General features: G+C 60.5%; 26 protein-coding genes. 24 read left to right on the forward strand and 2 right to left on the reverse strand.

All coding sequences use genetic code 11. The features are described from left to right. The first annotated feature begins 675 nt into the window (after nucleotides 1–675). From LMG28727_RS24300 to LMG28727_RS24315, 4 genes are read left to right on the forward strand one after another with little or no spacing between them, the layout of a single operon-like run. Complete coding sequence (locus LMG28727_RS24300) at nucleotides 676–1,701, forward strand: RluA family pseudouridine synthase (RefSeq protein WP_201644973.1); 1,026 nt, start codon at nucleotides 676–678, stop codon at nucleotides 1,699–1,701. Continuing rightward, nucleotides 1,694–2,353 carry an HAD-IIIA family hydrolase gene (locus LMG28727_RS24305; RefSeq protein WP_201644864.1) on the forward strand — a complete coding sequence of 220 codons (660 nt, stop codon included), beginning with the start codon at nucleotides 1,694–1,696 and terminating at the stop codon, nucleotides 2,351–2,353. The genes LMG28727_RS24300 and LMG28727_RS24305 overlap by 8 nt, the downstream gene beginning before the upstream one ends. Next, on the forward strand, nucleotides 2,350–2,748 hold the full coding sequence (locus LMG28727_RS24310; RefSeq protein WP_201644865.1) for a Rieske (2Fe-2S) protein: 399 nt from the start codon (nucleotides 2,350–2,352) through the stop codon (nucleotides 2,746–2,748). The genes LMG28727_RS24305 and LMG28727_RS24310 overlap by 4 nt, the downstream gene beginning before the upstream one ends. Before the next feature lie 31 nt (nucleotides 2,749–2,779). Continuing rightward, a complete protein-coding gene (locus LMG28727_RS24315) occupies nucleotides 2,780–3,784 on the forward strand; it encodes a S49 family peptidase (protein WP_201644866.1) in 1,005 nt (334 codons plus the stop codon). A gap of 111 nt (nucleotides 3,785–3,895) precedes the next feature. Here LMG28727_RS24315 and LMG28727_RS24320 read toward each other — a convergent pair whose 3' ends face one another. Beyond that, entirely contained in the window at nucleotides 3,896–4,615 is a 720-nt protein-coding gene (locus LMG28727_RS24320) for an SAM-dependent methyltransferase (RefSeq protein ID WP_201644867.1), read from the reverse strand. Next, nucleotides 4,612–5,229, reverse strand: coding sequence for a Maf-like protein (locus LMG28727_RS24325; RefSeq protein WP_201644868.1), 618 nt, complete (start codon nucleotides 5,227–5,229; stop codon nucleotides 4,612–4,614). The genes LMG28727_RS24320 and LMG28727_RS24325 overlap by 4 nt, the downstream gene beginning before the upstream one ends. A gap of 277 nt (nucleotides 5,230–5,506) precedes the next feature. Between LMG28727_RS24325 and LMG28727_RS24330 the strand changes: the two genes are divergently transcribed. From LMG28727_RS24330 to pdxJ, 20 genes are all read left to right on the forward strand, one after another. After that, a complete protein-coding gene (locus LMG28727_RS24330) occupies nucleotides 5,507–6,151 on the forward strand; it encodes a DUF177 domain-containing protein (protein WP_201644869.1) in 645 nt (214 codons plus the stop codon). A 101-nt stretch (nucleotides 6,152–6,252) separates the two neighbouring features. Further along, a complete protein-coding gene (gene rpmF / locus LMG28727_RS24335) occupies nucleotides 6,253–6,432 on the forward strand; it encodes a 50S ribosomal protein L32 (protein WP_006051932.1) in 180 nt (59 codons plus the stop codon). 172 nt (nucleotides 6,433–6,604) lie between these two features. Then, the gene (plsX, locus tag LMG28727_RS24340) at nucleotides 6,605–7,711 is read left to right on the forward strand and encodes a phosphate acyltransferase PlsX (protein WP_201644870.1); all 1,107 of its coding nucleotides are present in this window, start codon (nucleotides 6,605–6,607) and stop codon (nucleotides 7,709–7,711) included. Next, on the forward strand, nucleotides 7,711–8,700 hold the full coding sequence (locus LMG28727_RS24345) for a beta-ketoacyl-ACP synthase III (protein WP_201644871.1): 990 nt from the start codon (nucleotides 7,711–7,713) through the stop codon (nucleotides 8,698–8,700). Before plsX ends, LMG28727_RS24345 begins: the two co-directional genes overlap by 1 nt. Nucleotides 8,701–8,800: 100 nt before the next feature. Next, complete coding sequence (gene fabD, locus LMG28727_RS24350) at nucleotides 8,801–9,736, forward strand: ACP S-malonyltransferase (protein ID WP_201644872.1); 936 nt, start codon at nucleotides 8,801–8,803, stop codon at nucleotides 9,734–9,736. Nucleotides 9,737–9,838: 102 nt separating this feature from the next. Next, nucleotides 9,839–10,585, forward strand: coding sequence for a 3-oxoacyl-ACP reductase FabG (gene fabG, locus LMG28727_RS24355; RefSeq protein ID WP_201644873.1), 747 nt, complete (start codon nucleotides 9,839–9,841; stop codon nucleotides 10,583–10,585). Nucleotides 10,586–10,740: 155 nt separating this feature from the next. Next, complete coding sequence (gene acpP / locus LMG28727_RS24360; protein ID WP_004197638.1) at nucleotides 10,741–10,980, forward strand: acyl carrier protein; 240 nt, start codon at nucleotides 10,741–10,743, stop codon at nucleotides 10,978–10,980. A 219-nt stretch (nucleotides 10,981–11,199) separates the two neighbouring features. After that, nucleotides 11,200–12,438 carry a beta-ketoacyl-ACP synthase II gene (gene fabF / locus LMG28727_RS24365; RefSeq protein ID WP_074766510.1) on the forward strand — a complete coding sequence of 413 codons (1,239 nt, stop codon included), beginning with the start codon at nucleotides 11,200–11,202 and terminating at the stop codon, nucleotides 12,436–12,438. Nucleotides 12,439–12,479: 41 nt separating this feature from the next. After that, entirely contained in the window at nucleotides 12,480–12,938 is a 459-nt protein-coding gene (locus tag LMG28727_RS24370) for a protein YgfX (protein ID WP_328811232.1), read from the forward strand. Nucleotides 12,939–13,039: 101 nt separating this feature from the next. Then, nucleotides 13,040–13,639, forward strand: coding sequence for an RNA polymerase sigma factor RpoE (rpoE, locus tag LMG28727_RS24375; protein ID WP_006051939.1), 600 nt, complete (start codon nucleotides 13,040–13,042; stop codon nucleotides 13,637–13,639). Between the two features lie 82 nt (nucleotides 13,640–13,721). Continuing rightward, entirely contained in the window at nucleotides 13,722–14,345 is a 624-nt protein-coding gene (locus tag LMG28727_RS24380) for a sigma-E factor negative regulatory protein (protein WP_201644874.1), read from the forward strand. A gap of 4 nt (nucleotides 14,346–14,349) precedes the next feature. Then, complete coding sequence (locus LMG28727_RS24385; RefSeq protein ID WP_201644875.1) at nucleotides 14,350–15,393, forward strand: MucB/RseB C-terminal domain-containing protein; 1,044 nt, start codon at nucleotides 14,350–14,352, stop codon at nucleotides 15,391–15,393. A gap of 36 nt (nucleotides 15,394–15,429) precedes the next feature. Next, a complete protein-coding gene (locus LMG28727_RS24390; RefSeq protein ID WP_201644876.1) occupies nucleotides 15,430–16,947 on the forward strand; it encodes a DegQ family serine endoprotease in 1,518 nt (505 codons plus the stop codon). Next, complete coding sequence (locus LMG28727_RS24395) at nucleotides 16,944–17,207, forward strand: glutaredoxin family protein (protein WP_201644877.1); 264 nt, start codon at nucleotides 16,944–16,946, stop codon at nucleotides 17,205–17,207. Before LMG28727_RS24390 ends, LMG28727_RS24395 begins: the two co-directional genes overlap by 4 nt. 202 nt (nucleotides 17,208–17,409) lie before the next feature. After that, complete coding sequence (gene lepA / locus LMG28727_RS24400) at nucleotides 17,410–19,203, forward strand: translation elongation factor 4 (protein WP_201644878.1); 1,794 nt, start codon at nucleotides 17,410–17,412, stop codon at nucleotides 19,201–19,203. 20 nt (nucleotides 19,204–19,223) lie between these two features. Then, nucleotides 19,224–20,117 (forward strand): signal peptidase I, encoded by an 894-nt coding sequence (gene lepB / locus LMG28727_RS24405; RefSeq protein ID WP_201644879.1) that lies wholly within the window; start codon nucleotides 19,224–19,226, stop codon nucleotides 20,115–20,117. A gap of 174 nt (nucleotides 20,118–20,291) precedes the next feature. Beyond that, nucleotides 20,292–21,485 (forward strand): ribonuclease III, encoded by a 1,194-nt coding sequence (rnc, locus tag LMG28727_RS24410; RefSeq protein ID WP_201644880.1) that lies wholly within the window; start codon nucleotides 20,292–20,294, stop codon nucleotides 21,483–21,485. A gap of 54 nt (nucleotides 21,486–21,539) precedes the next feature. Further along, entirely contained in the window at nucleotides 21,540–22,439 is a 900-nt protein-coding gene (gene era, locus LMG28727_RS24415) for a GTPase Era (protein WP_201644881.1), read from the forward strand. After that, on the forward strand, nucleotides 22,426–23,334 hold the full coding sequence (gene recO, locus LMG28727_RS24420) for a DNA repair protein RecO (RefSeq protein ID WP_201644882.1): 909 nt from the start codon (nucleotides 22,426–22,428) through the stop codon (nucleotides 23,332–23,334). Before era ends, recO begins: the two co-directional genes overlap by 14 nt. Then, complete coding sequence (gene pdxJ / locus LMG28727_RS24425) at nucleotides 23,331–24,095, forward strand: pyridoxine 5'-phosphate synthase (protein ID WP_201644883.1); 765 nt, start codon at nucleotides 23,331–23,333, stop codon at nucleotides 24,093–24,095. Before recO ends, pdxJ begins: the two co-directional genes overlap by 4 nt. Nucleotides 24,096–24,099: the final 4 nt, after the last annotated feature.

Consider the following 24,099-nt stretch of genomic DNA (forward strand, 5'->3'; position numbering starts at 1 on the left):
AGAGCCATGAGGGCAGCGGCATGCCGCGCCTTATTGTGTTTTCACAAGCACGCTGGAGCGGGAAAAATGGCGGGAGAATTGCCTGAGAGGGCCCGCCCCATTAAAAAATGGGCGCGGTGCCGCAGGGCACATGCGAACACGGCTTCAAATAATGACCCGACACGCCGCGGGTTCTGCCAGCAGACCTTCATAAGCCTTCGTCCACTCGCGCCGGTGCGCCAACTGGGCGCGTGACCGGAGGGTCGGAGGCTGCGGTCATGCCGCAGCGGGAAGTTCGCGCAGGCGGCGCGTCTTTTCCTGCTGGGGGTGTCTCGCCTCATTTTGACGTCGCCATGTCTTGTACTTTCTACAAGACGCCTCGGGCGCACGCCGTATTTTCGCAACTTGCAGCTTCTACAACTTGGCGTCATACCGCCGGATACCGAAGCTGAAAGTTAAATTCTTTTTGACCAAAATTCCGTTACCGTCGAAGCTGACCTTGACCGAACGCGCCTGTGGGCGCCGTCCCTGCCGGGCACTGACTTCGTGCGTGCAACTTGTTGCATCTCATTTGAGGGTGAGCAACCAGACCCCGGCGCAAGTAAAATAACGGTTTATCGCTTGCACCTGCGCAGCCTGCCCGAAATCCGGTCACTGCGCCGGCCGCCGCAGACTGCTGGGCAAATTATATTCAGAATGAAAGAGTTAGGCAAAATATCCCAGAAATCGGTCGCAAGCGACCAGGTCTCCATCATCGAGATCGACGACAGCGCGGCCGGACAGCGCATCGACAACTTCCTTTTGCGCGTCTGTAAAGGCGTGCCCAAAAGCCATATTTATCGCATTTTGCGTAGTGGAGAGGTCCGCGTGAATAAGGGGCGGATCGATGCGCAGTATCGCCTGGAGCTAGGCGATCTGGTGCGTGTGCCGCCCATTCGCGTCGCGCAGCCCAGTGAATCTGCCGCGCATGCCCATGTGCCGAGCGCCGACTTCAAGATCATTTTTGAAGATGACCACATGCTCGTCATCGACAAACCGGCCGGCGTGGCGGTGCACGGGGGCAGCGGGGTCGCATTCGGCGTGATCGAACAAATGCGCGAAGCGCGGCCGCAGGCAAAATTTCTTGAGTTGGTGCATCGGCTGGATCGCGAAACGTCCGGCATCCTGATGCTGGCCAAGAAGCGAACGGCGCTGGTCAACCTGCACGAGCAGATCCGCGAGAACCAAATGGACAAGCGCTACTATGCGTGCGTTCATGGCGAGTGGGCAGCCGATTGGGGCCGTCGGCGTGCGGTCAAGGCGCCGCTGCACAAGTATCTGACCGCGGACGGCGAGCGGCGGGTTCGCGTGCAGCCGGACGGTCTGGCGTCCCACACCGTATTTAATCTGATCGACCGCTGGCCTGAGTACGCGTTGCTGGAAGCGGAACTCAAGACCGGCCGCACGCATCAGATTCGCGTTCATTTGCAGCATCTGGAGTTGCCGATCGTCGGCGATGCAAAATACGGCGACTTCGCGCTGAACAAGGAACTGGCTCGTACCAATGCCCGGCCGGGCCTGAAACGCATGTTCCTGCACGCTTACCGGCTGAAGCTCGCGCACCCGGCCACCGGCGCGCCGCTCCAGTTCGAGGCGCCGCTGCCGGCTGAATGCCGCAGCTTCGTCGCGCAGCTCAACGAATTACGAAATGGGTCAAACCCGGAGACGACATCGCATGGCTAGAGAGCAATTTGATCTGATCGTATTCGATTGGGACGGAACGCTGATGGATTCGACCGCGCACATCGCGCGCAGCATTCAGGCGGCGTGCCGCGACCTCGGCTTGCCGGTGCCCGCTCACGAAGCCGCAAGTTATGTGATCGGCCTCGGCTTGCGCGAAGCGCTGCAGATCGCCGCTCCAACGCTTGATCCGTCCGAATATCCGCGTTTGGCCGAACGTTATCGTTTCCACTATCTGGTGAAAGATCAGACCACGGAGCTGTTTGCCGGCGTGCGGGAGATGCTGCAGGCGTTGCGCGATCAGGGGTATCTGCTGGCTGTGGCGACCGGCAAAAGCCGGGTCGGCCTGAACCGCGCGCTCGACCAGTCACGTTTGACCAGCCTGTTCGACGGCACGCGTTGTGCCGACGAAACGTTCTCGAAGCCTCATCCGGCCATGTTGCACGAGTTGACGCGCGAACTGGGGCAGGATCCCGCGCGCACGGTGATGGTGGGCGACACGACGCACGATCTGCAAATGGCAATCAACGCAGGCGTGGCGGGCATTGGTGTGACGTATGGCGCCCATCCGGCTAACTCGTTGAACGCGATGTCGCCGAAATTCGTCGCGTCGAGCGTGAGTGATCTGTCCGGTTGGTTGCGGGAAAACGCATGAGCACCCCGGCGAACGAAGCGGATGCCGTGCGTATCTGCGCGGCGGACGAACTGGTCGACGGCGGAGCAGGAGTGCGGCGCCAGGCCAGGTTCGGCGGCGGCGACGCCGTAGTGTTTTTTGTTCGCTATGATGGTCGCGCGTATGGCTATCTGAACCGCTGCGCCCACGTGCCCATGGAACTCGACTGGGCGGAAGGGCAGTTCTTCGAATCGTCAGGCTTATACTTGATGTGCGCGACTCATGGCGCGATTTACGCGCCTGATACCGGCAAATGCGTTGGTGGTCCGTGCCGTGGCGGGAAGTTGCGCCCGGTCCTCGTCGAGGAGCGGGATACACCGGAGGGTCGCGCCGTTTTCTGGTTGCCCGACGGCGAATTGCGTCCCGCCGCGTCCTGAATTTCCCCTTTACGATCTTCCACTGCTCCGCATGTCCGACAACCTGACTCCCGATCCAAAAGATCTGTCCCCAACAGGTCGCTCCCGCACGCCCGCCGACGAACCCGGCTGGGAACGGGCCGCGCTCGAGCGCATTGCAATGGCGGCAATCAATGAGCAACGTGCTGCGCGTCGCTGGAAGATTTTCTTCCGGTTTGTGTTTCTGATTGTGCTGGTGTTGGCCGTATGGGGTGGAATTGCATTCTCCGGCGACAGGGTGGCTGCCACCGGTCGTCATACGGCGATGGTGTCACTTGACGGCGAAATCTCCGCCGATACGAACGCAAACGCTGAAGATATCAACACAGCGCTGCAAAGTGCATTTGATGACGCAGGCACCGCCGGCGTAATCCTGAGCTGTAATAGTCCAGGTGGTAGCCCGGTGCAAGCAGGCATCATCTATAGCGAAATTCGGCGATTGCGGGCCAAATACCCGTCAATTCCGCTTTACGTGGTGGTTGGTGATATGTGCGCATCGGGTGGCTACTACGCCGCCGCCGCGGCCGACAAGATTTACGTCGACAAGGCGAGCATCGTCGGATCGATTGGCGTGTTGATGGACAGCTTTGGCTTTACGGGTCTGATGGATAAGCTGGGCGTCGAGCGTCGCCTGCATACGTCGGGTGAGAACAAGGGCTTTTTCGATCCGTTCTCGCCAGAAACGCCGAAGATGGATGCACATGCACAAGATATGCTGGACCAGATTCATGCGCAGTTTATCGACGCGGTGCGCCAGGGTCGCGGCAAGCGCTTGCACGAAACACCCGACATGTTCTCCGGTCTCTTCTGGACCGGGCAAAAGAGCGTGGAGTTAGGTCTGGCCGATGGTTTTGGCGACGCCGATTATGTGGCGCGTGAACTTTTCAAGGCGCCCGATATCGTCGACTACACGGTGAAAGAGAGCATCACCGACCGCGTGGCGCGGAAGTTTGGCGCGGCCGTGGGTAATGGCGCAGTTCATGCCATGGCACTGGGCGGGAAGCTGAGCCTGCATTGATTGCCTGTTATTGAAAAGCCCCGCGCAACTGTTGCTGGTTGCGCGGGGCTTTTTGCTATCTGCTTCGATTCTGCTTCGATTCTGCGTCGTTCGTGCCGGATGCTGGGCCGATCAAACTGCCAGGATCAGAAAAATGGCTGGTCGTTTATGCAGATCAATCGCAGGTTTCTTCTTCCAGTCGGTCACAGTGCGGCTAGCGATAGTTTCGCTTTCGAGCGTTAAATCGACTGCGACACACACCAGCGTGGACGGCGCGCACGTCGCGAGTAGCGTGTCGAGCAGCGCGCGATTCCGATAGGGGGTTTCGATGAAAATCTGCGTTTGCCTGCTTTTGCGCGATTGTTGCTCCAGGTCGCGCAGACGCTTCGCGCGTTCGGTCGCATCGACCGGCAGGTAGCCGTGAAACGCGAAACTCTGCCCGTTGAGCCCGGAAGCCATCAGTGCGAGCAAAATCGAACTAGGTCCGACAAACGGCACCACCTTCACGCCGCGCTCGTGCGCGCGACGTACCAGCAACGCGCCCGGGTCCGCGACCGCCGGGCAGCCGGCTTCGGAAACGAGGCCGGCGTCGGTGCCGGCTAGAACGGGCGCCAACAACCTGTCGACCTCTCCCGCTGGCGTGTTGACGTTCAGTTCGCGAATTTCGATTTCCTGAATTGGCCGCTCTGTGCCAACTTTTTTCAGGAATGCTCGGGTGGTTTTCGCGTTTTCGCCTATGTAATAGTGAAGTGATGCCGCGCATGCGCGTACCGGCGCGGGCAGAACGGCGTCGAGTGCATCGCTGTCGCCGTCGCCAAGCGTGTTTGGAATTAAATATAACGTGCCGCTCATTGCGCCCCCAGAAGTGGATAGCCGGCTGCGAGCAGCATGCTCGACAGTGCGATCAGCGGTAAACCGACGAGCGCGGTGGGATCGTCGGAGTGGATGGCCTCTAGCAATACGATGCCGAGACCCTCGGATTTCGCGCTGCCCGCGACGTCGTAAGGCGTTTCGGCCTGAAGATACGCCTCCAGCGCAGCGTCCGGCAGGTGGCGGAATCGTACGCGGGTAATCACGTCGGCGGTTTGCGCGAGGTTCGATGCGCTATCGAACAGGCATAGCGCACTATGAAATAGCACTTCGCGGCCACGCATTGCCTGCAACTGGGCGAGTGCGTTTTCGTGCGTGCCCGGTTTGCCGATCTGCAGGCCGTCATAAGTAGCGACCTGATCAGAGCCGATCACGAGCGCGGCTTGATTTGCACCGAGTTCGCTCGCTACTTTGCGCGCTTTGGCTTCGGCAAGCCGCAATGCTGTCGCTTCCGGCGTTTCGCCGGCTTGCGGTGTCTCGTCGATCGCGGGAACGACGACGTCGAACGGGACGCGCAGGCGTTCGAGCAACTCGCGGCGATACGGTGAACTCGACGCCAGAATCAGGCGCGGCGGGCGATTGGGGGAATCTGGCATGATCAACCAACGGCTAGAAAGACGGGGCATACGGGCGTGTGCGGAATGCACACGCGTACGGGCTTAAGTGTTTGACTCGAAAAGACAAAACGGATATGATTTTGGGCTTTTCATCGGTATGCTTGCGTTTAGGCGGGTCTTGGCGTGTTCAATCAGGCTTTGTTAAGGCTTGAGGAACCCACTGCCGCGACTTTGCGCAGAAGCTGGCAAACCGGTTTTACCTCGCGGCTTATCGCGGTTTAGCCCCGGCGAAATTCTCGCCGACGCAGGAGCGCACATGACTCAACATCCTGGCAACCCTGCTGGTCTGTCCGACCCGCATGAAATCGATCTGTTCGAATTTGCGCGGAGTGGACGTCAGGCCGCGGGTGTCGTGCGCGTCTCGCAACTGCCGCGCATGTTAAACGAAGTCCCGGCAGAAGCGCCAGAGCGCGATACCGCGTTCACCTGGCAAGCCGAAGGAGCGACGCAACCGGAATTGCAGGATGACGGCACCGAGGGTCCCCAGCCTTATTTGAGATTGGCGATTCACGGCGCGGCATGGCTCGAATGTCAACGGTGTATGACGCCGTATTCGCAGCCGTTCAACGTCGATGCAACCTACCGGGTCGTCAACACTGAGGCGGAAGCCGAAGAGTTTCCGCTCGACGAGGATGAAGTCGAAGTGATCGTGGGCTCGCGCCAGTTCGATCTCATCGACTTGATCGAAGAAGAGTTGCTGCTTTCCTTGCCACTCGTGCCAAAACACGAGGTCTGCCCCGAAGTGCACGAGAGCCTGGTCTCTGGTGTGGCCGGTGCGGAAGGTGAGGGTGACGAAGCCGCGCTGGACGAAGCTGATGAGGGTGATGAGCCCAAACGGCCCAATCCGTTCGCGGCGCTCGAAAGTCTCAAGCGCGGTGAACCGGGCGACAAGAAGCATTGAACAGTTGCAGGGAAGCGCGAGGCGGGCGCATTGGCCATTCGGCCTATGGCGGACACCGTATCGGGCTGTGTTAGAATTCGGAAAATTTTTAGGAGTTAGTCATGGCAGTTCAGCAAAACAAGAAGTCGCCGTCCAAGCGCGGCATGCACCGTTCGCACGATTTCCTGACGGCAGCGCCGCTGGCCGTGGAGCCGAGCACGGGTGAAGTGCATCTGCGTCACCACGTTAGCCCGAACGGCTACTATCGCGGTAAGAAAGTCGTCAAGACGAAGAACGACTAATCGTTTCACTGCGTTGCGCCCTTTGGCGTTTCGCGTGGCGATCGGCTCGCTTGACATTTTCCCGGCTCGGCAAAAAGGCGGCATTCAATTGCCGCTTTTTTGTGTCGATCGCAATTGGCGCTTTGGCGTTCGTCGCGATCCCATTCAGGGCGCCTGAAATTCGTCGCACTCCATGACAGTAAAGCTCACGATAGATTGCATGGGAGGCGACCACGGCCCGTCCGTGACCGTTCCCGCAGCCGTTAACTTCGTGCGTTCGCATCCCGACGCACAATTGCTGCTCGTCGGCATTGAAAGTGCGATTCGTGCGCAGTTAAAGAAGTTAAAGGCGCAGGACCTGCCAGCGCTGACCGTCGTACCCGCTTCCGAGATCGTCGCCATGGACGATCCGGTCGAGGTCGCGCTGCGCAAGAAAAAAGATTCGTCCATGCGCGTGGCGCTGAACCGCGTCAAGGAAGGCGAGGCTGAAGCCTGCATTTCCGCCGGCAATACCGGCGCGCTGATGGCGGTCTCACGTTATGTGCTGAAAACGCTGTCGGGCATTGAACGCCCGGCCATCGCGTTCGCCATGCCCAATCCCATTGGCTATACCACGATGCTCGACCTGGGCGCCAACGTCGACTGCGAGCCGCAGCATCTGCTGCAGTTCGCCGAGATGGGGCATGCGCTCGTGTCCGCGATCGAAGGCAAAGAGCGGCCCACCATCGGGCTGCTCAACATCGGCGAAGAAGTCATCAAGGGTAACGACACCATCAAACGTGCCGGCGAACTGCTGCGCGCGAGTACACTTAACTTTCACGGCAACGTTGAAGGTAATGACATCTTCAAAGGTACGGTCGACGTCATCGTCTGCGATGGTTTTGTCGGCAACGTCGCGCTGAAGACGTCGGAAGGTCTTGCGCAGATGCTGTCCAACATCATCAAGGAAGAGTTCGGCCGGTCGTGGCTCACCAAGGTGATGGCGGTGCTCGCATTGCCTGTATTGATGCGCTTCAAGAAACGCGTCGATCATCGGCAATACAACGGCGCCGCGCTGCTCGGTCTGCGTGGACTGGTGATCAAAAGCCACGGCTCCGCTGATGCCTACGGGTTTGAGTGGGCTATCAAACGCGGGTATGATGCCGTCAAAAACGGCGTGCTGGAGCGCCTTGCGCGTGCAATGGAAGAGAACGCGGGTTCTCTCGAACAGGCCGCGCGCAACGCAAGCGGCGCGGGCAACGCAAGCCCGATTGCCGGCCAGCCTGCCGAGCCCTACGCTGCGCAATCCTCGAAGGCATAATGGCTCAATCCACAATTTATTCCCGCGTGCTGGGCACCGGCAGTTATCTGCCGCCCAATCGCGTCACCAATCAGGATCTGGCTGAACGTCTCGCCAGGCAAGGCGTCGAGACGAGCGACGAATGGATCGTTGCCCGCACCGGTATCCATTCGCGCCACTTCGCCGACCCCGATGTCACGACGAGCGACCTCGCTCTGATCGCGTCGCAGCGGGCGATCGAAGCAGCGGACATCGATCCGCAATCCATCGATCTGATCATCGTCGCCACTTCCACACCGGACTTCGTGTTCCCGAGCACGGCGTGTCTGTTGCAGAACAAGCTGGGCATCAAGAACCACGGCGCCGCCTTCGACGTACAAGCCGTCTGTTCGGGGTTTGCGTACGCGGTGGCGACGGCGGACAGCTTCATTCGCAGCGGCCAGCATCGCACGGCGCTCGTGATCGGCGCGGAAACCTTCTCGCGCATTCTCGACTTCAACGACCGCACCACCTGTGTGCTGTTTGGCGATGGCGCTGGCGCGGTGATCCTGCAAGCGTCCGAGGAACCGGGCGTACTGGCCAGCGCATTGCACGCCGACGGCAGCCATTCAAACATTCTCTGCACGCCGGGTAACGTGAACGGCGGCGTGGTCGCCGGCAGCGCGTTTCTGCATATGGACGGTCAGGCGGTGTTCAAGCTCGCCGTCAACGTGCTCGAAAAAGTCGCCGTCGAGGCGCTGGAGAAGGCCAATCTGACTGCGGAGCAGATCGACTGGCTGATTCCGCATCAAGCCAATATCCGCATCATGCAAAGCACTTGCCGCAAGCTCGGCTTGCCGCAGGAACGCATGGTCGTCACAGTGGGCGAGCACGGCAATACGTCGGCTGCGTCCATTCCGCTCGCATTTGACGTCGCGGTGCGCGACGGCCGCATCAAGCGCGGCCAGAACGTGCTGATCGAAGGCGTCGGCGGCGGCTTCACGTGGGGCGCGTCGGTTATCCGCTTCTGATAGCGGCGACGCATTGGCGGGCGCTCTTTGCAGCGCCTGCGCTCCGGCGTGAGTTCGCGCCGTGCAGCACCACATCTGACTAATTCGATTTGGGGACGATATGAAATTTGCGTTCGTTTTTCCTGGGCAGGGTTCGCAGTCGGTCGGCATGCTCAACGCATTCGCCGATCACGCGATCGTGCGCGAGACGGTTCAGGAAGCGTCCGACGCGCTCAATCAGGACCTCGGCAAACTGATCGCCGAAGGTCCGGCCGAAGATCTGAATCTCACAACCAACACCCAGCCCGTCATGCTGACCGCCGCTTACGCGATTTATCGCGCGTGGGAGAAGGCTGGCGGCCCGAAGCCGGCGATCGTTGCGGGCCATAGCCTGGGCGAGTACACCGCGTTGGTCGCGGCTGGTGCGCTGGCGTTCCGCGACGCTGTGCCGCTGGTGCGTTTTCGCGCACAGGCAATGCAAACGGCAGTGCCGGTTGGCGAGGGCGGCATGGCTGCGATTCTCGGTCTCGACGACGATACCGTGCGCGCAGTGTGCGCCGAGGCGTCGGTGGCGGGTGTTGTCGAAGCAGTGAATTTCAATGCGCCGGCGCAAGTTGTGATCGCGGGTCACAAGGCCGCGGTTGAAAAGGCGTGTGAAGTCGCCAAGGCAAAGGGCGCCAAGCGCGCGCTGCCGTTGCCGGTATCGGCACCGTTCCACTCGTCGCTGCTCAAGCCGGCATCGGATCAACTGCGCGAGTATCTGGCGAACGTCAATGTGCAGGTGCCGGCTATTCCCGTCATCAATAACGTCGACGTCGCGATCGTCAACGAACCGGCCGGTATCAAGGACGCGCTGGTGCGCCAGGCGGCCGGTGCGGTGCGCTGGGTCGAAAGCGTTCAGGTAATGGCAGGACAGGGCGTGACGCATGTGATCGAGTGCGGCCCGGGCAAGGTCCTTGCGGGTTTGACCAAGCGGATCGACGGCAATCTGGTCGGTGCGTCGGTATTCGATCCGGCTTCGCTCGAAGAAACGCTCAAGCTCGTGACCGCAGGCTGAAGACCGGATCGCTGACGGCGCCAGGTGACTGGCGTTGTGAAGCGACATCCCGTGCGGCATCAGGAATCAATCAGCCCTCCGAAGGGGCACTCGGACTGACAGATGGAAAAGACTCTCGACAAGCAGATCGCAATCGTGACCGGCGCATCGCGCGGCATTGGCCGTGCGATCGCGATGGAATTGGCGCGCCAGGGCGCGACGGTGATCGGCACGGCGACCAGCGAAAGCGGCGCGGCCGCCATCACCGAAGCATTTAGCGCAGCCGGCGTGAATGGTCGCGGCGCGGTGCTCAACGTGAACGAGGCAGCGGCGGTAGACGCGCTGATCGACGGCACAGTTAAGGAATTTGGCGCGCTGAACGTGCTGGTGAACAACGCTGGGATCACGCAGGATCAGCTCGCCATGCGCATGAAGGACGACGACTGGGACGCGGTGATCGACACCAACCTGCGCTCGGTGTTCCGTCTGTCGCGCGCCGTGCTTCGTCCGATGATGAAGGCGAAGGGCGGCCGCATCATCAACATCACGTCGGTGGTCGGCTCGTCCGGCAACCCTGGTCAGATCAACTACGCTGCGGCCAAAGCGGGCGTTGCAGGTATGACGCGCGCGCTGGCTCGCGAGATTGGCAGCCGTGGCATCACCGTGAATTGCGTCGCGCCGGGCTTTATCGATACCGACATGACCAAAGGCCTGCCGGAAGAGCAACAAACCGCTTTGAAGACGCAGATTCCGCTGGGCCGCCTCGGCAGCCCGGACGATATCGCGCACGCCGTCGCATTCCTCGCATCGCCGCAAGCGGGCTATATCACCGGCACTACGCTGCATGTGAACGGCGGAATGTACATGTAGTAACCAATTTCGGTTACTATCCGCGCCTTGATGCGTTTGCAAAAGCGTAAGGCGCATGCCTTGACAGGAACCCGATGCGCCGCTTTTTTGCCGGGTCAAACCTGATAAAATGCGCGCACCTGTATTTTTGAACTTCTTTTCCCTTGGAGGGGTTAATGGACAATATCGAACAGCGCGTCAAGAAGATCGTCGCAGAACAACTGGGCGTTGCAGAAGCTGAGATCAAGAACGAAGCTTCGTTCGTGAACGACCTCGGCGCCGACTCGCTCGACACCGTTGAGCTCGTGATGGCCCTCGAAGACGAATTCGGCATGGAAATTCCGGATGAAGAAGCCGAGAAGATCACCACCGTTCAGCAAGCGATCGACTACGCTCGCGCGAACGTCAAGGCCTAAGGTCATTCGCACCCGCGTTTCTGCGTTGTTGGCGTATGACGCCCTGCCGTGTCGCTTGCCGACGCCAGCAGGGTTGGCGCTTTTTGCCGTGCAGGAGCCTGCGATGTTGACAGCGCAACTTTTCGCGCGATTGCCGACTTAACAGCCACAGGGCATACAGGGCAAATTCCTGTGGCCGCTGTGGCTTTTGCTTTTGTCATCTATGAAAAAGGGGTTACCGTGAGCCGCCGTCGTGTTGTTGTTACAGGCCTGGGGCTGATTTCGCCTGTTGGCAATAATGTTGCCGACGGCTGGGCCAATCTGGTCGCCGGCAAGTCGGGTATTGCCAATATCACGAAGTTCGATGCGTCGAACTTCTCGACTCGTTTCGCCGGCGAGGTGAAGGGCTTCAATATCGAGGACTACATCCCCGGTAAGGAAGCGCGCCATATGGATACGTTCATCCATTACGGCGTGGCTGCAGGCATCCAGGCGATGCAGGACAGCGGCCTTGAAGTCACCGACGAGAATTCGGAGCGTATCGGCGTGATCGTCGGTTCGGGCATTGGCGGCCTGCCAATGATCGAAGTGACGCAAACCGAACTGCTCAACCGCGGCCCGCGCCGTATTTCGCCGTTCTTCGTGCCGGCATCGATCATCAACATGATCTCCGGCCACCTGTCCATCAAGTTTGGCATCAAGGGTCCGAATCTCGCCATCGTGACTGCATGTACCACGGGTCTGCATTGCATCGGCGAGGCTTCGCGCCTGATTGAATATGGTGACGCCGACGTGATGATCGCCGGCGGTGCGGAATCCACCGTGTCGCCTCTCGGCATTGGCGGCTTTGCGGCGGCGCGCGCGCTGTCGCAACGCAATGACGATCCGGCCACTGCGAGCCGTCCGTGGGACAAGGACCGCGACGGTTTCGTGCTGGGCGAGGGCGCAGGCGTCATGGTGCTCGAAGAGTACGAGCACGCGAAGGCACGTGGCGCGAAGATTTACGCCGAAGTCAGCGGCTATGGGATGAGCGGCGACGCCTATCACATGACCGCGCCGTTGGAAGACGGCGACGGTGCGCGCCGCTGCATGCTGGCTGCGTTGAAAAACGCGGGCATCAATGCGGATCAGGTGAACTACCTGAACGCGCATGGCACGTCCACTCCGCTCGGCGACTTGGCTGAAACGACCGGCATCAAGCGTGCGTTCGGCGATCACGCCAAAGACATGGTCGTGAATTCGACCAAGTCGATGACCGGTCACCTGCTGGGCGGCGCTGGTGGGCTGGAGTCGGTATTCACCGTGCTGGCCGTGCACAATCAGGTGTCGCCGCCGACCATCAACATCTTCAATCAGGATCCGGCCTGCGATCTCGATTACTGCGCGAACACCGCGCGGGAGATGAAGATCGACGTCGCGCTGAAGAACTCGTTCGGGTTCGGCGGCACGAACGGCACCCTGGTGTTCAAGCGCGCCTGATCGCCTGCCACTGGGTGACACGTCAGCCGACGGCGCCGGCTTTGCCGGCGCTTTCCCCCGAATCGGCATCGTTCGAAGGAGCGGCGCAGCGGATCGCGCTGCGCCGCTCTTTTGCCATGCGCGCCGCATTGGGCGTATTCGTTTTGACTGCGATGTGGGCCGTCTACGCCGTCCTCGCGTCGCGCCTGGGCGCGTGGCCGGCCGTTCCTCCGACGCTCGCCGTGGCGGCGTTGCTCACGCTTTGCGCGACACGCCATGAGCGCGCGCAGCCCGTCGCGTTGAAAATAGGCCGGGAAGGATTGACCGCGTGGGATCGGGCGGGCGCATTGCGGATACAGGGCCGTATTGCGGGCTGTGCCCAGTGGAGCAACCGTCTGCTGATTCTGGCTTTAGTGCAGGAAGATGGTCGGAAGCGCTCGCTGCTACTCACCGCTGACGCGTTGCCGGCTAGCGTGTTCCGGGAGCTTTCGGTGCTGGGCCGTCGCGGCGCAGGCGCCTGACTGTAACGACTGTAACCGCTGTTACCGGAGTAACGTGCCCAAATGATGGGGACGCTACAATGGTCCCCCGCCATGCGGCCTATAGTTAACGGATTTATCAGGTGAGCGAAAAAGAAATTGACCAGGTGCTGGTCGAACGCGTTCAGAAAGGTGACAAGGCCGCGTTCGAGCTTCTGGTCTCCAAATACCACCGCAAGATTCTCCGGCTGATCTCGCGTCTCGTTCGCGATCCAGCGGAAGTGGAAGACGTCGCGCAAGACGCCTTTATCAAGGCGTACCGTGCGTTACCGCAGTTTCGCGGGGAATCGGCATTTTATACGTGGTTGTACCGGATTGCGGTCAACACGGCAAAGAATTACCTTGCAACCCAGGGGCGTCGCGCGCCGACCTCGACCGAAGCAGATGCTGAAGAAGCTGAAACTTTCTCGGACGCCGACCAACTAAGGGATATCAACACGCCTGAGTCGATGTTGATGAGCAAGCAGATCGCTGAGACGGTCAATGCTGCGATGGCGGTTTTACCGGAAGAATTGCGCACCGCCATTACTCTTCGTGAAATTGAGGGTTTGAGCTACGAGGAAATCGCCGAAATGATGGGTTGCCCAATTGGCACAGTCAGATCACGAATTTTCCGCGCTCGCGAAGCCATTGCGGCAAAATTGCGTCCGTTGCTTGACACACCTGAGGGCAAGCGCTGGTAACCGCCAGCCGGCCAGACGGGGCGCGGGTGCAATATCTGGATTAGTGGTGTCACTACGGGGTATTCGTAAGATGGGGAGCATCATGGGGTCGGTCTCGATGCAATCGCAAGTCAGCTCGCGCGGCGAGCGTCTGTCCGCTTTTGTCGACGGTGAATTGTTCGGCGAAGAGCATCTGAATCTGGACAAGTTTATTTCCGAGCTGGACGGCGAAGATCGCACCGCCTGGTCGGCCTATCACCTAATCGGCGACGCATTGCGTTCCGACGATCTGGCAATCAGGACCGAGGCGAGCAACGCATTCCTGACGGGTTTTGCCGCCCGTCTCGAGAGCGAGCCGCATGTGCTGGCGCCCGCCGCCATGCCGGTTGCTGGCCGGTTGTTGGCGCTGCGCCGCCGCGTCGTGCCGGCGTTTGCAGTTGCCGCTGCCGCCGCCACATTGACGTGGATCGTCGTGCCGCAACTGCAAGGCGTGCCGGGAGTACCGGGCTCGCAGATCGCTTCGATCCAGTCGCACGGCGATTCTGTGCAACGTGTGGCAATGGTGCCCACGGCGGCTGTCCAGCCGGTCGCACAAGACGCCAATATCATTCGTGATGCGAGTCTTGATCAATATCTGGAAGCTCACCAGCAATTCGCGCAACAGCCGGTCATGCCGGGCTCGATGCCGATGATTCGCGCTGCCTCTGTTTCTACGCAAGGCCAATAGTTTGATGCAGACTCCGCGGTTGAATAAAACGACTATTTGGGGGCGGCTGCCGGCATTTCTGTTCTGCGCAGCCGTATTGTTGTCCGCAACACCGCGGGTCTTTGCACAAACCGACGATCCTCTCGTCGCCCGCCGTACGGCCGCTGATTTGCTAGATCGGATTCATCAGGCCGCGCAGCAGCAAAACTACGAGGGCGCGTTCGTCTATCAACGCGGTAATTTCGTCCAGACGTCGCGGATCGCGCACTACACGACGCATTCCGACGGCGAATTCGAGCAGCTCGAAAGTCTCGACGGGAAGCCGCGCAAAATGCTGCGCCATAACGACGATCTCTACACCTTCGTGCCAGAGCGGCATTTACTTGTCGTCGAGAAGCGTCAGAACAAAGATTCGTTCCCGGCACTGCTGGCGGTCAGCGGCGAACAGGTTCTTTCTGTCTACGAGCCCAAACTGCTGGGTGACGACCGCGTGGCGGGCGTCGACAGTCAGGTGATCGAGCTCGATCCGAAAGACGGTTATCGTTTTGCTCATAAGCTTTGGGCAGACAAGAAGACTGGCCTGCTGCTACGCTCGCAGACCCTCGACACCGACGGGCAAGTGCTCGAACAATTATCGTTTTCGCAAATCCGCATTGGCGTGCCGGTCGACAAGGCAGGTATCGTCAACGGTATTCGTAATACAGCAGGGTGGACCGTGGTGCGCCCCCCAATCGAGCCGGTCGACATGGCCGCACAAGGGTGGCAGATCAATCCCACGGTTCCGGGCTTTCACATGATTCGTCAGTTGCGCCGTCCAATGGCCGCACGGGAAGCCGGGCAGCCGACCATTCCGGTGGACCAGGCGGTATTTTCTGACGGTCTCGCGGCGATTTCTGTATTCGTCGAGCCGGTCGAAAACAATTCGCGCAAGGAAGGCGCGGGCAGCAGCGGTGCCACGCACGTGCTGGTCAAGCGTCAAGGCGACTTCTGGATTACTCTGCTGGGTGAAGTGCCCCAGAGCACATTGCAGCAATTTGCGTCTGCCATAGAATACAAAGCTCCGAAGTAACCCCTCCGAATCCTGAATCCCTCGGCTCGCTACGATATGACGACTTTCTCGGTGCGCAAATTCCTCGCGACCGCCATGGTAGCGGCGTGTTTGCCGCTCGTGCCGCATACGGCGTCGGCGGCTTCCGCTGCCAACCTGCCTGACTTCACTGACCTCGTCGACAAGGTCGGCCCCGCCGTCGTCAACATTCGCACGACCACCCGTGTGTCGAGCGGCACGACCCGTGGCGGCTTGCCGCCGGGCATGGACGACGGCGATATGTCCGAGTTTTTCCGGCGTTTCTTCGGCATTCCGTTGCCGCAGTCGCCGCAATCTCCCGGCGCGCCGCATGGCGGGGACAATGGCGACAACGGCGGCAGTGGCGGCAGCCAGGACGCGCCGGACAACAGTGATCCTGAACAGAACAGTGGCGTCGGCTCCGGCTTCATCCTGTCGGCGGACGGTTACGTGATGACCAACGCACACGTTGTCGATGACGCCGACACGATCTACGTCACGCTGACCGACAAGCGCGAGTTCAAGGCGAAGCTGATCGGCGTGGACGACCGCACTGACGTTGCCGTGGTGAAGATCAGCGCGGCCAATCTGCCGACCATCACGATTGGCGATTCCAATAAGGTTCGCGTCGGCGAGTGGGTCGTCGCGATCGGTTCGCCGTTCGGGCTTGAGAACACGGTGACGGCCGGTATCGTCAGCGCGAAGGGGCGCGATACGGGCGACTATCTGCCGTTTATTCAGACTGACGTGGCGGTTAATCCGGGCAATTCAGGCGGTCCGCTGATTAACATGCAGGGTGAAGTGATCGGCATCAACTCGCAGATCTACAGCCGGACCGGCGGTTTCATGGGCATTTCGTTCGCGATTCCAATCGACGAAGCTATGCGCGTGGCCGATCAGCTGAAGAGTTCGGGCAAGGTCGTGCGTGGCCGCATCGCGGTAGCGATCGGCGAAGTCACGAAAGACGTGGCCGATTCGCTCGGTCTGCCGAAGGCGCAGGGCGCGCTGGTCAGCAGCGTCGAACCGGGCGGGCCGGCGGACAAGGCCGGCGTGCAACCCGGCGACATCATCCTGAAGTTCAACGGCCATTCGGTCGATACGGCGACGGACCTGCCGCGCATGGTCGGCGATACGAAGCCGGGCACGAAATCGACGATCACGATCTGGCGTAAAGGTCAGACGCGCGACTTGCCGGTAACGATCGCCGAAATGCAACCGGACAAGACGGCCAAGGCAGATCAGCAGAAGCCGCAGGCACCGAAGCAGCGTGCGACGAACGTGCTGGGTGTGGCGGTCAGCGACATCCCGGCCGATCAGATGAAAGCACTGAAGCTCCACAATGGCGTGCAGATTGATGCAGCAGACGGTCAGGCAGCACGCGTCGGGCTGCAAAAGGGCGACATCATTCTTCGAGTGGGCGATACGGACATCACGAGCGCGAAACAGTTCGACGAGCTGAGTTCGCATCTCGATCCGCAGAAGATGGTTGCGCTGCTGGTTCGTCGTGGCGATAACACGCAGTTTGTGCCAATCCGTCCGCGTAGCGCGCAGAAATGATAGAAACGGCACCGCTCACGCTCTATCGGCGCGCGTGGTGCCACCTCTGCGAAGACATGCGCGCCGCGCTCGAACCGTTACTGGTCGAATTCGGCGCACAGGTGATAATGGTCGACGTCGACGCAGATCCATTGCTGGAAGCCCGTTACAACGAACTGGTGCCGGTTCTGGTCTGCGATGGCGTCGAACTGTGTCACTATCATCTCGACGTCGCGCGGGTTCGCAGCGCACTGGCCGCGCGAGTTGCAGCGGCTCCCTGAGATTGCTCAGGGCTTCAGATGGCCCCCAAGCGCGGCCGTTCTTACCAGGTTTCACGCCTCTCCTGAGCCGTCTTTTCCGCCCGGTCTTCGCAAGATGCGCCGGGCGATGGCCTTTTCGGCTAAAATAGATAGGTTTTTCACCTACTTACAAGGCGTGCTCCGCTATTGTCCGAGCGCGCCTTTTTTGCTTGATCGGCACTGAATGGATCATATTCGTAACTTCTCGATCATCGCGCACATCGACCATGGCAAGTCGACGCTCGCCGATCGCATCATCCAGATTTGCGGTGGCTTGTCCGACCGCGAGATGGAAGCCCAGGTGCTCGACTCGATGGATCTCGAGCGCGAGCGCGGCATCACCATCAAGGCACAAACCGCCGCATTGACGTATCGCGCCCGTGACGGGCAGGTCTACAACCTGAACATGATCGACACGCCGGGCCACGTCGACTTCTCGTACGAAGTCAGCCGCTCGCTGTCCGCGTGCGAAGGCGCGCTGCTGGTCGTCGACGCGAGTCAGGGTGTGGAGGCGCAAACCGTCGCCAACTGCTACACGGCGATCGAACTCGGCGTCGACGTGATTCCGGTGCTCAACAAGATCGACCTGCCGGCTGCAAACCCCGAAAACGCGATTGCCGAAATCGAAGACGTGATCGGCATCGACGCCACCGACGCAACACATTGCAGCGCGAAGACCGGTCTTGGCGTTGAAGACGTGCTCGAGGCGCTGATCGCGAAGGTGCCGGCGCCGAAGGGCGATCCGGAAGCGCCGTTGCAGGCGCTGATCATCGACTCGTGGTTCGACAATTATGTCGGCGTGGTCATGCTCGTGCGTATCGTCAACGGCACGCTGCGTCCGAAAGACAAGATCCGCATGATGGCGACCGGTGCTCAGTATCCGGTCGAGCACGTTGGCGTGTTCACGCCAAAGTCGAAGAATCTCGAGTCGTTGTCGGCGGGGCAGGTGGGTTTCATCATCGCCGGCATCAAGGAATTGGCCGCCGCGAAGGTGGGCGACACCGTCACGTTGGTCAATCGGCCGGCTACGGAGCCGCTGCCTGGCTTCAAGGAAGTGAAGCCGCAGGTGTTCGCCGGTCTCTATCCAGTTGAAGCCAACCAGTACGACGCGCTGCGTGACTCGCTGGAAAAGCTGAAGCTGAACGACGCATCGCTGCAATACGAGCCGGAAGTTTCGCAAGCGCTCGGCTTTGGTTTCCGTTGCGGCTTCCTTGGCCTGCTGCACATGGAGATCGTGCAGGAACGTCTCGAACGCGAGTTCGACATGGACCTGATCACCACGGCGCCGACCGTGGTGTACGAAGTCCTGCAACGCGACGGTACGATCCTGATGGTCGAGAATCCGGCCAAGATGCCGGAGCCGTCGAAGATTGAAGAAGTGCGCGAGCCGATCGTCACCGTGAATCTGTACATGCCGCAAGATTATGTCGGCTCGGTGATCACGCTGTGTACGCAAAAACGCGGCAACCAGATCAACATGCAGTATCACGGCCGTCAGGTGCAACTGACGTACGAAATTCCGATGGGCGAAGTCGTGCTCGATTTCTTCGATCGTCTGAAGTCGATCTCGCGTGGCTATGCGTCGATGGATTACGAGTTCAAGGAATATCGCGCAGCCGATGTCGTGAAGGTCGACATGCTGATCAACGGCGACAAGGTCGACGCGCTGTCGGTCATCGTGCACCGTTCGCAAAGCCAGTATCGCGGCCGCGAAGTGGCGGCGAAAATGCGCGAACTGATTCCGCGGCAAATGTACGACGTCGCGATTCAGGCCACCATCGGTGCAAACATTATCGCGCGCGAGAACATTAAAGCGTTGCGTAAGAACGTGCTGGCAAAATGCTACGGCGGCGATATTTCACGTAAGAAAAAGCTGCTGGAAAAGCAAAAGGCAGGCAAGAAGCGAATGAAGCAGGTGGGCTCGGTCGAGATTCCGCAAGAAGCTTTCCTCGCAATTCTGCGTGTCGAAGACAAATAAAAGTTGAATAACGGAACCCTATGAATTTTGCGCTGATTCTTTTTGTGCTCGTCATTTTGACGGGCGTCGCATGGGTCGCGGACAAACTGGTTTTCCTGCCTAAACGGCGCCGCGCGGCGGAAGCCGCAGTCGCCGAGTTCGATCGTCAGCAAGCACGTATCGGCGAGCGTTTCGCCGACGAAAACGCAGCGCAAACGCGGGCTCGTCTGCGTGACGACAAGCTGCGCCAACCGTGGTGGCTCGAGTATTCGGCGAGCTTTTTCCCGGTGATCCTGGTGGTGTTCGGGGTGCGTTCGTTCGTGGTCGAGCCGTTCAAGATTCCGTCGGGTTCGATGGTGCCGACGCTGCTGGTGGGCGACTTCATCCTCGTCAATAAATTCGAATACGGCATTCGTCTGCCGATCACGAATACGAAGATCACCGAAGGCAGCCCGCTCAAACGTGGCGACGTGGTGGTGTTCCGTTACCCGAAAGACGAATCGGTCGACTACATCAAGCGCGTGATCGGTTTGCCGGGTGACGTCGTCGCGTATCAGGACAAGCAGCTCACGATCAATGGCAAGCCGGTACCTGAAACGCCGCTGCCCGATTATCTCGACGACGAACGCATGGGCTATGCGAAGCAGTTCGAGGAAGATCTCGACGGCCGCAAGAACGCCATTCTGAATAATCCTGCAGTGCCGCCATTCATCGTGGGCGCCGAAGATTATCCGTATCGCGATAACTGCACGTACAACGCACGCGGTGTGATCTGCAAAGTGCCGCCGGGCAATTACTTCATGATGGGCGACAACCGCGACAACAGCGCGGACAGTCGTTACTGGGGTTTTGCGCCGGACCGCAATATCGTCGGCCGCGCGTTTTTCATCTGGATGAACTTTAGCGATCTGAAGCGCATCGGCACATTCCACTGAGTCGTCGCGCATTCATTGCATCACACGCCGCGCGGTGACCCTAGCATCGGTCTCGTCAGTCGCGGCGTGTTATCACGCTACTTTAAAAATTCGCGGTAACGTCGTTTCACTACGCTTTTTCCGCTAGCCGCCCGGCGTTTTCGCCCGATCAGGCGCCCGCGTTATACTCTGCCCATGCCCCTATCTCCGTTGGAAAGCCGTTTGCGCTACGAATTTCGCAATGCGGAATTGTTGCGCCAGGCTTTAACGCACCGCAGTCATAGTTCCACGCATAACGAACGGCTCGAGTTCCTCGGCGATTCCGTTCTTAATTGCGCGGTGGCTGCGCTTTTGTTCCAACGTTTCGGCAAACTGGATGAAGGCGACCTGTCGCGCGTCCGTGCCAATCTGGTCAAACAGCAATCGCTTTACGAAATCGCTCAGGCCCTCAATATTTCCGAAGGCTTGCGGCTGGGTGAGGGCGAATTACGCAGCGGCGGTTTCCGTCGGCCGTCGATCCTCGCCGATACGCTCGAAGCCGTACTGGGCGCGGTGTTCCTCGACGGCGGCTTCGATGCCGCGCAGACGGTCATCAAGCGCCTCTACGTGCCGATTCTCGATCATATCGACCCGCGTACGCTCGGCAAGGACGCCAAGACCTTGCTGCAGGAATATCTGCAAGGGCACAAGATCGCGCTGCCAACTTATACGGTGGTCGCCACCCATGGTGCGGCGCACAATCAACAGTTCGAAGTCGAATGCACGGTGCCGAAGCTGGACGTGAAAGTGTCCGGTTCGGGCGCAAGCCGCCGCGCGGCGGAGCAGGCCGCCGCGAAGAAGGCACTCGACGACGTGATGGCCGCGGCGCCCGCGTTGGTCGGCAAGCCGAAGCGCTCGAAGAGCGCCCGAGCAGCGAAGAATGCTGAACCCGAGATCGTACCCGGCGTCACCGGCGTGCAGGCAGCGCTGGATTTGCGCACCCCCGACCGCAAAAGCGAGCGCGGTGAGCGTAGCGCAACGCGTGGTGAACCGCGTGCCGCCGCCACCCAGGACGGTGCAGCCGAGCGTCCCACGTTGACTGTCACCGGCGCGCCATTGGCCGTCATCCGTGCCGCGCATGTCGAATATAGCGGGCAGGACAAAGCTGAGAAAGGCGACAAAGCTGACAAGGCGGACAAGGCAAGCGCTCACGCGGGCGACAAGGCCGTTGAAGCCAAGGCCGAGAGCAAGACAGAAACCGCGTCGTTACGCGGCGCAGACAAGCCGCGTGGCCGCGAAGCCACAATATCCGGTGCAACCGTATCCACGCCGGGCGCACCGGCGCCTACCGAACACGAACCCGGCGTAGCCGACGCGGTGCAAACGCGCGTCGCCGACGCGGGCCATTGATTGCCCTCGGCGCGCCATTTCCGCGCGTCGATCTGAACTTGCCGTAGCCCGAATATGAACGCTCCCACTCCCACTGATTTTCGCTGCGGCATGGTCGCGATCGTCGGCCGCCCTAACGTCGGCAAGTCCACGCTGATGAACGCGCTGGTCGGCCAGAAAGTCAGCATTACGTCGCGCAAGGCGCAGACCACGCGCCACCGCATCACCGGCATTCATACGCTGGAAGACGCGCAGTACATTTTCGTCGACACCCCCGGTTTCCAGACCAAGCACAGCGGCGCGCTGAACCGTTCGCTCAATCGCGCGGTCACGTCTACGCTGACGTCGGTGGATGCGATCCTGTTCGTGATCGAAGCCGGCCGTTTCGGCGCGGACGATCAGAAAGTGCTCGACCTGATCCCGCCGTCGGTGCCGACGCTGCTGATCGCCAACAAGCTCGATCGCGTGTCGGATAAAGCTTCGTTGTTCCCGTTCATGCAGCAGGTCAGTTCGCTGCACAAGTTCAGCGAAATCGTGCCGCTGTCGGCGAAAAATGTCGACGACATCAAGCGTCTGATGGCGACCGTCAAGCCGTTCCTGCCGGAAGGCTCGCCGATCTACGGCGAAGACGACCTGACCGATCGCAGCGAGCGCTTCCTTGCCGCTGAAATCCTGCGTGAGAAAGTGTTCCGCTGGACTGGCGACGAACTGCCGTACACGAGTACCGTGCTGATCGACAAGTTCGAAACCGAAGGCCGCCTGCGCCGCATTTTCGCGACCATCATGGTCGAACGCGACACGCACAAGGCGATGATCATCGGCCAGAAGGGCGCGAAGTTGAAGCAGATCAGCACCGAAGCGCGTCTCGATATGGAAAGGTTGTTCGACGGCCCCGTGTATCTGGAAACCTTCATCAAGGTGAAGAGCGGTTGGGCCGACAACGAAGCCGGACTCCGTGCGTATGGGTACGAATGACGCGTGGATGACGCTGAATTCCGACGCAAGCCCGGACGACCAGGAGCCGGCCGCGCCGGCTCGCGAGCCGTCGTCCAAAACCGTTCGTAGCACCAAAAAAACTTCCAGCAAAAGCGCGCCCGCCGCCGAAGGCGAGGCGCGCAAATCACCCACGCGCCGTGCGCCACGCACGTCCGCTTCCGAGTACAGGATCGCGGAACAACCCGCGTTCGTTCTGCATAGCTATCCGTATCGCGAGACCAGTCTGATCATCGACGTGCTCTCGCGCGATCACGGCCGTATAGCGCTCGTCGCAAAGGGCGCGAAGCGTCCGCACTCCGCACTGCGCGGCGTGTTGCAGACCTTCCAGCCGCTCGCGTTGTCGTGGTCGGGCAAGTCCGAAATGCGCACGCTGACGGGCGCCGAATGGGTCGGCGGCATGTTGCCTCTGACTGGCGGCGCGCTGCTCTGCGGCTTCTACGTCAACGAACTGCTGGTCAAGTTCTGCGCGCGCGAAGACCCGCATCCGCAACTCTTTCACCACTACGTCGTCACGATGACGCGTCTCGCGCACGACGAACCGCCCGTGCAGGTACTGCGTTCATTCGAGCGCGTGTTGCTGCGCGAAACCGGCTACGCGATGGCGCTCAATCGCACCGTCGCGCGTAAAGCGGTCGTGGCCGAAGGCCGCTACGTGTTCGATCCGGAGCGCGGCGTGCGCGAAGCGTCTGACGAATGGCCGTTGCAATGGCCGGTGATCTCAGGACAAACCTTGCTCGATATGGAGCAGGACGATTACCATCGAGCGCAGACCGTGGCGCAAAGCAAAACGCTGATGCGCTTTCTGCTCAACACCTACCTTGGCGGCACGCCGCTCGCGACGCGCCAGATCCTGATCGACTTGCAGAACTTATGAGCTTCTTTCTTACGTCGCCGACTGTGATTGACCTGGGCGTGAACATCGATCACGTCGCTACGCTGCGTAACGCGCGCGGCACCTCCTATCCCGATCCGATCCGTGCAGCCTTGATGGCCGAAGAGGCCGGCGCGGACGTCATCACGCTGCATCTGCGTGAAGACCGCCGTCATATCGTCGACGCTGACGTGCGCAAGCTGCGTCCGCTGCTGAAGACGCGCATGAACCTCGAATGCGCGGTGACGCAGGAGATGCTCGACATTGCGTGTGAAGTGCGGCCGCACGATGTTTGCCTCGTGCCGGAAAAGCGTCAGGAGTTGACCACTGAAGGCGGCCTCGACGTCGCGGGCCAGTTCGAAGCTGTGCGTGCCGCCTGCAAGCAGCTTGCCGAAGCCAACTCGCGCGTGTCGCTGTTCATCGACCCGGAAGAGACGCAGATCCGCGCCGCGCACGAAGCCGGTGCGCCGGTGGTCGAGTTGCACACCGGCCGTTACGCGGAAGCCCACGATCCCGCCGAGCAGCAACGCGAATTCGAGCGCGTCGTGCGCGCGGTCGAATTCGGCGCGACGCTCGGCGTCAAGGTCAATGCGGGCCATGGCCTGCACTACACCAACGTGCAGCAGATCGCCGCGATCGAAGGCATCGTCGAATTGAACATCGGCCATGCGATCGTCGCACATGCGATCTTCGCGGGTTGGGAAAACGCCGTGCGCGAGATGAAGGCGATCATGGTCGCCGCGCGTCTCGGCGCACGCGCGTAAGCCG

Source organism: Paraburkholderia metrosideri (genome assembly GCF_904848625.1).
Lineage (GTDB): Bacteria > Pseudomonadota > Gammaproteobacteria > Burkholderiales > Burkholderiaceae > Paraburkholderia > Paraburkholderia metrosideri.

What these genes read in the sequence shown, in the direction of transcription:
- LMG28727_RS24300 (WP_201644973.1), top strand. Translation starts at nt 676, where the DNA reads ATGAAAGAGTTAGGCAAAATATCCCAGAAATCGGTCGCAAGCGACCAG.
- LMG28727_RS24305 (WP_201644864.1), top strand. Translation starts at nt 1,694, where the DNA reads ATGGCTAGAGAGCAATTTGATCTGATCGTATTCGATTGGGACGGAACG.
- LMG28727_RS24310 (WP_201644865.1), top strand. Translation starts at nt 2,350, where the DNA reads ATGAGCACCCCGGCGAACGAAGCGGATGCCGTGCGTATCTGCGCGGCG.
- LMG28727_RS24315 (WP_201644866.1), top strand. Translation starts at nt 2,780, where the DNA reads ATGTCCGACAACCTGACTCCCGATCCAAAAGATCTGTCCCCAACAGGT.
- LMG28727_RS24320 (WP_201644867.1), bottom strand. Translation starts at nt 4,615, where the DNA reads ATGAGCGGCACGTTATATTTAATTCCAAACACGCTTGGCGACGGCGAC.
- LMG28727_RS24325 (WP_201644868.1), bottom strand. Translation starts at nt 5,229, where the DNA reads ATGCCAGATTCCCCCAATCGCCCGCCGCGCCTGATTCTGGCGTCGAGT.
- LMG28727_RS24330 (WP_201644869.1), top strand. Translation starts at nt 5,507, where the DNA reads ATGACTCAACATCCTGGCAACCCTGCTGGTCTGTCCGACCCGCATGAA.
- rpmF (WP_006051932.1), top strand. Translation starts at nt 6,253, where the DNA reads ATGGCAGTTCAGCAAAACAAGAAGTCGCCGTCCAAGCGCGGCATGCAC.
- plsX (WP_201644870.1), top strand. Translation starts at nt 6,605, where the DNA reads ATGACAGTAAAGCTCACGATAGATTGCATGGGAGGCGACCACGGCCCG.
- LMG28727_RS24345 (WP_201644871.1), top strand. Translation starts at nt 7,711, where the DNA reads ATGGCTCAATCCACAATTTATTCCCGCGTGCTGGGCACCGGCAGTTAT.
- fabD (WP_201644872.1), top strand. Translation starts at nt 8,801, where the DNA reads ATGAAATTTGCGTTCGTTTTTCCTGGGCAGGGTTCGCAGTCGGTCGGC.
- fabG (WP_201644873.1), top strand. Translation starts at nt 9,839, where the DNA reads ATGGAAAAGACTCTCGACAAGCAGATCGCAATCGTGACCGGCGCATCG.
- acpP (WP_004197638.1), top strand. Translation starts at nt 10,741, where the DNA reads ATGGACAATATCGAACAGCGCGTCAAGAAGATCGTCGCAGAACAACTG.
- LMG28727_RS24380 (WP_201644874.1), top strand. Translation starts at nt 13,722, where the DNA reads ATGGGGTCGGTCTCGATGCAATCGCAAGTCAGCTCGCGCGGCGAGCGT.
- LMG28727_RS24385 (WP_201644875.1), top strand. Translation starts at nt 14,350, where the DNA reads ATGCAGACTCCGCGGTTGAATAAAACGACTATTTGGGGGCGGCTGCCG.
- LMG28727_RS24390 (WP_201644876.1), top strand. Translation starts at nt 15,430, where the DNA reads ATGACGACTTTCTCGGTGCGCAAATTCCTCGCGACCGCCATGGTAGCG.
- LMG28727_RS24395 (WP_201644877.1), top strand. Translation starts at nt 16,944, where the DNA reads ATGATAGAAACGGCACCGCTCACGCTCTATCGGCGCGCGTGGTGCCAC.
- lepA (WP_201644878.1), top strand. Translation starts at nt 17,410, where the DNA reads ATGGATCATATTCGTAACTTCTCGATCATCGCGCACATCGACCATGGC.
- lepB (WP_201644879.1), top strand. Translation starts at nt 19,224, where the DNA reads ATGAATTTTGCGCTGATTCTTTTTGTGCTCGTCATTTTGACGGGCGTC.
- rnc (WP_201644880.1), top strand. Translation starts at nt 20,292, where the DNA reads ATGCCCCTATCTCCGTTGGAAAGCCGTTTGCGCTACGAATTTCGCAAT.
- era (WP_201644881.1), top strand. Translation starts at nt 21,540, where the DNA reads ATGAACGCTCCCACTCCCACTGATTTTCGCTGCGGCATGGTCGCGATC.
- recO (WP_201644882.1), top strand. Translation starts at nt 22,426, where the DNA reads ATGGGTACGAATGACGCGTGGATGACGCTGAATTCCGACGCAAGCCCG.
- pdxJ (WP_201644883.1), top strand. Translation starts at nt 23,331, where the DNA reads ATGAGCTTCTTTCTTACGTCGCCGACTGTGATTGACCTGGGCGTGAAC.